Origin of the sequence: Streptomyces sp. DI166 (assembly GCF_900091315.1) — a bacterium.
Taxonomy (GTDB): domain Bacteria; phylum Actinomycetota; class Actinomycetes; order Streptomycetales; family Streptomycetaceae; genus Streptomyces; species Streptomyces fuscus.
This window is the reverse complement of the sequence record NZ_FLSP01000233.1, coordinates 1-1,520: the sequence shown is the minus strand read 5'-3', so window position 1 is coordinate 1,520 and position 1,520 is coordinate 1. Positions and strand designations below refer to the sequence as shown.

Below are 1,520 nucleotides of genomic sequence, written 5' to 3'. Positions count from 1 at the left end.
AACACAGTGGACGCGAGCAACTGAGGACAAGCCCTCGGCCTATTAGTACCGGTCAACTCCACACGTTACCGTGCTTCCATATCCGGCCTATCAACCCAGTCGTCTACTGGGAGCCTTACCCCATCAAGTGGGTGGGAGTCCTCATCTCGAAGCAGGCTTCCCGCTTAGATGCTTTCAGCGGTTATCCCTCCCGAACGTAGCCAACCAGCCATGCCCTTGGCAGAACAACTGGCACACCAGAGGTTCGTCCGTCCCGGTCCTCTCGTACTAGGGACAGCCCTTCTCAAGACTCCTACGCGCACAGCGGATAGGGACCGAACTGTCTCACGACGTTCTAAACCCAGCTCGCGTACCGCTTTAATGGGCGAACAGCCCAACCCTTGGGACCGACTCCAGCCCCAGGATGCGACGAGCCGACATCGAGGTGCCAAACCATCCCGTCGATATGGACTCTTGGGGAAGATCAGCCTGTTATCCCCGGGGTACCTTTTATCCGTTGAGCGACGGCGCTTCCACAAGCCACCGCCGGATCACTAGTCCCGACTTTCGTCCCTGCTCGACCCGTCGGTCTCACAGTCAAGCTCCCTTGTGCACTTACACTCAACACCTGATTGCCAACCAGGCTGAGGGAACCTTTGGGCGCCTCCGTTACCCTTTAGGAGGCAACCGCCCCAGTTAAACTACCCATCAGACACTGTCCCTGATCCGGATCACGGACCCAGGTTAGACATCCAGCACGACCAGACTGGTATTTCAACGACGACTCACCGCGAACTGGCGTCCGCGTTTCATAGTCTCCCAGCTATCCTACACAAGCCGAACCGAACACCAATATCAAACTGTAGTAAAGGTCCCGGGGTCTTTCCGTCCTGCTGCGCGAAACGAGCATCTTTACTCGTAGTGCAATTTCACCGGGCCTATGGTTGAGACAGTCGAGAAGTCGTTACGCCATTCGTGCAGGTCGGAACTTACCCGACAAGGAATTTCGCTACCTTAGGATGGTTATAGTTACCACCGCCGTTTACTGGCGCTTAAGTTCTCAGCTTCGCCCCACCGAAATGGAGCTAACCGGTCCCCTTAACGTTCCAGCACCGGGCAGGCGTCAGTCCGTATACATCGCCTTACGGCTTCGCACGGACCTGTGTTTTTAGTAAACAGTCGCTTCTCGCTGGTCTCTGCGGCCACCCCCAGCTCACGGAGTAAATCCGATCACCGGTTGTGGCCCCCCTTCTCCCGAAGTTACGGGGGCATTTTGCCGAGTTCCTTAACCATAGTTCACCCGAACGCCTCGGTATTCTCTACCTGACCACCTGAGTCGGTTTAGGGTACGGGCCGCCATGAAACTCGCTAGAGGCTTTTCTCGACAGCATAGGATCATCCACTTCACCACAATCGGCTCGGCATCAGGTCTCAGACTGTATGCAAGGCGGATTTGCCTACCTGCGTCCTACACCCTTACCCCGGGACAACCACCGCCCGGGATGGACTACCTTCCTGCGTCACCCCATCACTCACCTACT

Annotated in this window: 1 rRNA gene; it reads right to left on the bottom strand. The window is 56.5% G+C overall.

Annotated features, from left to right (window positions below):
• Window positions 1-22: 22 nt before the first annotated feature.
• A 23S ribosomal RNA gene (locus GA0115233_RS40000) occupies window positions 23-1,520 on the bottom strand; the annotation flags it as partial.